The organism is Aquamicrobium aerolatum DSM 21857 (genome assembly GCF_900113935.1).
Classification (GTDB): Bacteria; Pseudomonadota; Alphaproteobacteria; order Rhizobiales; family Rhizobiaceae; genus Aerobium; species Aerobium aerolatum.
On record NZ_FORF01000011.1, the window covers coordinates 147,860 to 154,138 of the forward strand.

A 6,279-nucleotide genomic window follows, 5' to 3' on the forward strand; every position below is an offset into this window, starting at 1 on the left:
CTTTTCTTTTGACGGAGCTGGTCGTACCGTCTGAGCGGATTGGCCTTGCGAGGAGACGCAGATGTTTCGCTGGGGTGTGTTGTCGACGGCAAAGATCGCGCAGGTGCATGTCATTCCGGCGATCCTGACGTCCAGCAATGGTGTGCTGTCGGCGGTTGCCAGTCGCGACCTCGCCCGAGCGCAGGCTCTGGCCCAGCAATGCGGCGCGCCGCATGCGTTCGGCACCTACGAGGAGTTGCTGGCGTCGGATGCGGTCGACGCGGTCTACATTCCGCTGCCGACATCGCAGCATGTCGAATGGGCAATCAGAGTGGCGGATGCCGGCAAGCATGTGCTGGTGGAAAAGCCGCTGGCACTGAAGGCGTCAGACATTGCCGCGGTGATTGCCGCGCGCGACCGCAACAAGGTGCTGGTGTCGGAAGCCTTCATGGTGACCTATCACCCGCAATGGCGCAAGGTGCGCGATCTGGTGCAGGCGGGCGCGATCGGTCAGTTGCGTCAGGTGCAGGGCGCGTTTTCCTATTACAATGTCGATCCGGAGAATATGCGCAATCAGCCCGAACTGGGCGGCGGCGCGTTGCCCGATATCGGCGTCTATCCGACGGTGGTGACGCGGTTTGTCACCGATAGGGAGCCGCTGCGGGTGCAGGCGAGCGTCGAGCGCGACCCGAATTTCGGTACGGATCGTTTCGCCAGCGTGCGCGCCGATTTCGGCACGTTCGAGCTATCGTTCTATGTCGCGACCCAGTTGGCGGCGCGCCAGGTGATGGTGTTTCACGGCAACGAAGGCTTTATCGAGGTCGAAGCGCCGTTCAATGCCGGCGTCTATGGCGATCCTATTGTGCGTGTTCACGACCGCAGCCACACGCAGGCGCAAGTTTTCCGATTTCCCGCCGCCCATCAATATCGGTTTCAGGTCGAAGCCTTTGCCCGTGCCGCGCGAGGTGAGGCAACCACCGTGTTCACGCTCGAGGATTCGGTGCGCAACCAGAAGCTGATCGATGCAGTGTATCGGGCAGGGGACAAGGATGGCGGCTGGGAAGCTGTTGAGGCTGGCGTGACAAATTGAGTTTCGCGATTCCCTGTTTGCCGGAAACTTGCGTTTCGGTCGGGCAAGACGGGTGCGGTCGGGGCCAAAGGCCGATGGCACGCTTGCAACCCGCATGGCTACCTGACAAGGGAGGCAAGCTGCTTTCTGATCCAACATCTGTGACGTACTAGACATCACGGGGCCAGCGAGCGGTGACCAGTTCGAAAAGCTCGTTCAGGTCGATTGGGCACCACAATGGAGAGGGATGCGTTTTGTTCACGACGGCCGATTTGATCGATGAAGATGAGAGCCTTCCGTCTTGCGCGCTGCAGTTCCGCAGGCTGGGGAAGCGTGCAAGAATTTCCGGCAGGATCGCCACAGTGTCCTGTTTTGAGGACAACGCACTGATAAAGCAGATGCTTACCAAGCCAGGGAATAATCAGGTCTTGGTCGTCGATGGACAGGCTTCACTGCGATGCGCCTTGATTGGTGACGTGATCGCCGGACTTGGTGCCGCCAATGGCTGGAGCGGCGTGATCATCAATGGCGCTGCCCGTGATGCCGATCTGCTGGACGAGATGGATTTTCATGTGAAAGTGCTCGGCACTAATCCAGCAAAATCTTCGAAGACAGCCAAGGGAACGGTCAACCAGCCGGTCGCTTTCGGTGGCGTCTTGTTCCAGCCGGGCCATTTCCTCTACAGCGACAACGACGGGATCCTTGTTTCTGAGCGTTCGATGACCTGATTTCGGAAAATAGGGCAATAGTTCTTTTCCGATATCAGACATTCCATTGAGCTCGCCAGGCGTCATATCTAGCCTCACCAATTTCAGGGAGACTTGTATGAAGCTTGGATATTTTACGATGCCGATGCACCCGGCAGAACGCGCGTGGGTCGACACGCTTCGCGAAGACCGCGAAGCGGTCATCCTGGCGGACCAATTGGGCTTTCACGACGCTTTCATCGGCGAACACCTGTCAGATGTGCACGAGAACATCACCAGCAGCATGCTGTTTCTGGCGTCGCTCGTCTCGGACACCAAATCCATCAAGCTGGCGACAGGCACGTCCAACCTGTCGCAGTCTCACCCTGTCCTCATCGCTGCCCATGCAGCAATGCTGGATCACATGTCGAATGGAAGGCTGATATTGGGTATCAGCCCGGGGGCTCTCACCACGGACGCCGAGGCTCTTGGTATCTTGGATGAAGACCGCAACAAGATGTTCGAAGAAGCCATCGACGTCATCCTGGCTATCTGGGAACGCGATGCGCCCTACGACATCGACTTCCCCGACAACCGCTACAAGGTTTCAACGGCACGAACCGCCGCGATGGAACTCGGTGTTGGTCAGTTGCCAAAGCCCCTTCAGCAGCCTCGTCCCGAAATCGTCGGAACTGTGCTGGCGCCTTACTCCAAGGGTGTCATTGCCATGGGCAAACGCGATTTTCATCCATTGTCCGCCAACTTCCTCCTGCCAAAATGGGTCAAGACCCATTGGCCGAACTACGTGGAAGGCAAGGAGTCGGTCGGGCAGAAGGCAGATACCGCCGATTGGCGCGTGGCGCGCACGATCTTTGTCGCCGATGATGAAAACACTGCACGCAGCTACGGTCGCGACGACGCAAACAGCCCCTATCGCTTCTACTACGAACAGATCCGCAAGAAGCTTATCCGTAGCCAGCGCCTCTTTGTGTTCAAGAGCGAGCGTGAACAGTCAGACGAGTCGGTGACATACGACTACATGATGGACAATCTGATGATCCACGGCACCGTGAACTCGGTCGTTGATCAGATCCTTGCGCTGCGTGAAGAAGTCGGCGATTTCGGCGAGATCGTCTATGCCGGATTGGACTGGGCGGATGCAGACCTTGCCAAGCGTTCGATGCAGCTGATGGCTGAAGAGGTGATGCCGCGCGTGAACGCCGCGATTTCTGCCTAAGCGTTTGCTTCAGGCTGAGTTCGTCTCTCTTGCAACGCCAGATCACACTCAATGTGTTCTGGCGTTGTTGTTGTCCGTTTGTCAGGGCAACTTCGTGATTTCAATCAGAAAATCGAGAAACGCCCTCACCTTCTGTGGGACGTGACGATTGGCGGAATAAAGTATCGAGACCGACATTCCCTGGTCGGCCCAATCATCCAGCAACGAGACCACGGAACCTTGTTCCAGGTCTTTCCGCATCAGCCACCATGTTCCCTGAACGATCCCAAGACCCGAGACTGCGGCCTCGCGCAGCGCGTCACCGCTATTGATGGTGCAGTTGCCTGAAACCCGGACGACGAAGCGGCGCTTGTCCGGATGCAGGAAAGACCATTCGGGTCCAAATCTGCCGACAATGCAATTGTGATGCGACAGGTCATCTGGGGTTTGCGGCCATCCGTGTCGCTCCAGATAGGCTGGCGATGCGACCGTGACCTGACTGCCGCGCGTCAGCACGCGGGTGTTGAGGCGGGAATCGCTGATCTCGCCCGTCCTCACCGCGATATCGAAACCCTCCGCAATCATATCGACCGCTGCGTCGCTGAAATGAACGTCTACCTCGATCTCGGGATGAGCCTCAAGGAAACGAGGCAGCTGAGGTATGACGGTAACGCGACCGAACGAAAATGGCAGGACAACGCGGATGCGTCCTTTCGGAGCAGCTATTCCAGTTTGCAGTGCAGCTTCTGCATCTTCCAGCTCGGCGAGAATACGGATGCAGCGTTCATAAAATTTCTGACCGTAATCGGTAATGTTGATGCGCCTGGTTGTTCGATTGAACAACTGGACACCCAGCTCATCTTCCAGTCGCGATATTGTTTTTGTGACGGCAGAAACTGAAAGATCGAGCGTTTCAGCTGCCGCCGTGAAACCACCGTGCTCTGCCACCCGCACGAAGACCGATATCGCCATGAATTTGTTCATTGCTGATCATTTCGGAAATTTTAGAAAGAAGCAATTTCGTATTTCAGACTTCATAGCAATGCAAGCTTTCCGATAAACTCGTGTCAGATCTTAAAGGAGACGACATGAGCCGCCCTGCCGTAGCTGTTGATTATGATCACGACGGGATCTGCCAGGCAGAATTCCGGAAAGCGATGAGCAACTTCCCGACCGGGGTGGCTGTCCTCACTGCAGCCGAGAACGGCACACGCTATGGCATGACAGTCAACTCACTGACTTCTGTGTCGCTGACGCCTAGCCTGCTGCTCGTTTGCCCCAAAAAGGGAAGTTCAACTGGCGAAGCCCTGAAGCGGACGGGGCGTTTTGCCGTGAACATTCTGTCGGCGGACCAGGAAGATTTGTGCAAGCGCTTCGCTGGTGAACATGCGCCCCGCTTCGAGGGACTGGAGGAGGTTGAGGAACGCGATGCGTTGCCCTTGCTGCCAAACAGTCTCGTACATCTCATCTGCGAAGTTCATGCCGTTCATCCTGCCGGCGACCACGACATTGTCGTTGGCAGAGTGACGCAAGGACAAGTTGCCGCCGGCGACCCGCTACTTTTCCATCAGGGCTCGCTGACGCATCACCGAAGGGAATCAGCCTAGAAATGACTGAGCTCAACTATATCACTGAGGGCAACCCAAGCGGCCCGGCGCTTGTTCTTGCACACGGTCTGGCGACCGATTGCCAGATGTGGGCTGACGCTGCTGGTCATCTCGGCGAATATTTCCGGATCATCCGCTACGATTCCCGCGGTCATGGGCGCACGCCGGCGGGTGCGGTTGGGTTTACCCTGGAGGATCTCGCTCAAGACGTGATCCGCCTCCTGGATATCTTGCAAATTGAAAGCGCGGCATTTGCTGGTCTTTCGATGGGTGGCATGGTGGGCATGACGCTCGCACTCAGTGGCAGTGATCGCATTTCCAGCCTTATTGTCTGCAATGCGAGGGGGGATGCGCCTGAGGCATATCGCAACTCGTGGGATGACAGGATCGCCAAAGTGCGCGCTAACGGCGTTGCAGCGATCGCTGATGCAACCATCAATCGCTGGTTTACCAGTGAGTTTCTCGGCGATCCGGCCAAGGTTGCGAAGGTTCGTGAGATGATGCTGCGTACCAGCGTTGATGGCTACTGCTTCTCGGCTGCCGCGCTGAAAGCCCTGAATTGCACGCCCCGCCTGCCAAGCATGAGCATACCCGCGATGTTTTTGACAGGCGCTGAGGATGTCGGCGCTCCGGTTGAAACCATGCGTGAAATGCATCGTCTGACACCCGGCTCGCGGTTCGAAGTCATCAGCGGTGCGGGGCATATTTCGGCACTGGAACAGCCTTTGAAGGTCGCCGAGGCGATCCTGTCGTTTCACAAGGAACTGTAAATTGGCACGAATTACGCTTGTCACATCCAAGGAAGGTCTGGAGGGGCGGCAGCTCGAGGTTTTCAACAGTATCGCGGGAAGCAGGCCCAACGGTGTGCGAGGCCCGCATGCCGTGCTTCTCAACAATCCTGATCTTGCCGGCACAGTTGAAGCACTCGGGCGATACGTTCGGTTCGAGTGCAGTGTCCCGCAACGGTGGCGTGAACTTGCTATTCTGGCTATCTCCGTTCACTGGAAAACACGCTATGAATGGTACGCCCATTCAGCCATTGCGCTCTCCCTGGGGATCAGCGACCACGTGCAGCGTGCGCTCGCGGCCGGGGCAGAACCTGAGTTCGAGAACGAAGATGATGCGCTGGTTTTTTTCTACGTAAAGCAGACATTGCAGGGCCAGGATCTCGAGCCCGACCCATTTGCGAAGCTGCAGGCACTGCTCACGCCGAACGGTATTCTCGATCTCGCGGCTTTGGTTGGTTATTACACGATGCTGGCTTTCATCCTGAATACGTTTCAGGTCGAGCCTCCCGTTGGCACGGTTCCCTGGTAGGCGCGGATTGTTGCCAAAATGGAAAGAGCAAATTCTCCTTTTTGATATTTTCGACGGGAAGAGGTTGAGCTAGGCTCAGGACCCATTGATTTAGAGGAATGGGTGTGATTCAGACGGGCGTATAGGAGCCTGACTGATGAGCAATTTGTTTTGGCTGACGGACGAGCAAATGGCTCGTCTTCGGCCCTATTTTCCCAAGAGCCATGGTCGCCAGCGCGTTGATGATCGACGCGTTCTGAGCGGCATCATCTTCGTCAACCGCAACGGGCTCAGGTGGTGCGATGCGCCGAAGGAATATGGCCCGGCGAAGACGCTTTATAACCGCTGGAAACGCTGGGGCGACAAAGGCATCTTTATCCAGATGATGGAAGGCCTGGCTGTGCCTGAAGCTGCAGAGCACAAGAC

The 6,279-nt window shown here is 56.9% G+C and carries 8 protein-coding genes; 7 read left to right on the forward strand and 1 reads right to left on the reverse strand.

Translation table 11 applies throughout. From position 1 onward, the window contains the following. Window positions 1-61 precede the first annotated feature (61 nt). From BMZ42_RS10990 to BMZ42_RS11000, 3 genes are all read left to right on the forward strand, one after another. Entirely contained in the window at window positions 62-1,069 is a 1,008-nt protein-coding gene (locus BMZ42_RS10990) for a Gfo/Idh/MocA family protein (RefSeq protein WP_091522167.1), read from the forward strand. A 233-nt stretch (window positions 1,070-1,302) separates the two neighbouring features. Beyond that, window positions 1,303-1,776 carry a ribonuclease E activity regulator RraA gene (gene rraA, locus BMZ42_RS10995; protein WP_091522170.1) on the forward strand — a complete coding sequence of 158 codons (474 nt, stop codon included), beginning with the start codon at window positions 1,303-1,305 and terminating at the stop codon, window positions 1,774-1,776. Window positions 1,777-1,873: 97 nt separating this feature from the next. Further along, window positions 1,874-2,971, forward strand: coding sequence for an LLM class flavin-dependent oxidoreductase (locus BMZ42_RS11000; protein ID WP_091522173.1), 1,098 nt, complete (start codon window positions 1,874-1,876; stop codon window positions 2,969-2,971). Window positions 2,972-3,052: 81 nt separating this feature from the next. On the opposite strand, the gene BMZ42_RS11005 is transcribed toward BMZ42_RS11000, so the two are convergent. Then, on the reverse strand, window positions 3,053-3,922 hold the full coding sequence (locus BMZ42_RS11005) for a LysR family transcriptional regulator (protein ID WP_244523233.1): 870 nt from the start codon (window positions 3,920-3,922) through the stop codon (window positions 3,053-3,055). Between the two features lie 116 nt (window positions 3,923-4,038). Between BMZ42_RS11005 and BMZ42_RS11010 the strand changes: the two genes are divergently transcribed. From BMZ42_RS11010 to BMZ42_RS11025, 4 genes are all read left to right on the forward strand, one after another. Beyond that, window positions 4,039-4,557, forward strand: coding sequence for a flavin reductase family protein (locus tag BMZ42_RS11010; protein ID WP_091522177.1), 519 nt, complete (start codon window positions 4,039-4,041; stop codon window positions 4,555-4,557). Between the two features lie 2 nt (window positions 4,558-4,559). Continuing rightward, window positions 4,560-5,327 (forward strand): alpha/beta fold hydrolase, encoded by a 768-nt coding sequence (locus BMZ42_RS11015; RefSeq protein WP_091522179.1) that lies wholly within the window; start codon window positions 4,560-4,562, stop codon window positions 5,325-5,327. 1 nt (window position 5,328) lies between these two features. After that, window positions 5,329-5,874 carry a carboxymuconolactone decarboxylase family protein gene (locus BMZ42_RS11020; RefSeq protein ID WP_091522181.1) on the forward strand — a complete coding sequence of 182 codons (546 nt, stop codon included), beginning with the start codon at window positions 5,329-5,331 and terminating at the stop codon, window positions 5,872-5,874. 136 nt (window positions 5,875-6,010) lie between these two features. Next, window positions 6,011-6,279, forward strand: a 269-nt coding sequence (locus tag BMZ42_RS11025) for a transposase (protein WP_139207906.1), incomplete at its 3' end; no start/stop codon positions are given.

What these genes read in the sequence shown, in the direction of transcription:
- BMZ42_RS11010 (WP_091522177.1), top strand. Translation starts at nt 4,039, where the DNA reads ATGAGCCGCCCTGCCGTAGCTGTTGATTATGATCACGACGGGATCTGC.
- BMZ42_RS11015 (WP_091522179.1), top strand. Translation starts at nt 4,560, where the DNA reads ATGACTGAGCTCAACTATATCACTGAGGGCAACCCAAGCGGCCCGGCG.
- BMZ42_RS11005 (WP_244523233.1), bottom strand. Translation starts at nt 3,922, where the DNA reads ATGGCGATATCGGTCTTCGTGCGGGTGGCAGAGCACGGTGGTTTCACG.
- BMZ42_RS10990 (WP_091522167.1), top strand. Translation starts at nt 62, where the DNA reads ATGTTTCGCTGGGGTGTGTTGTCGACGGCAAAGATCGCGCAGGTGCAT.
- BMZ42_RS11000 (WP_091522173.1), top strand. Translation starts at nt 1,874, where the DNA reads ATGAAGCTTGGATATTTTACGATGCCGATGCACCCGGCAGAACGCGCG.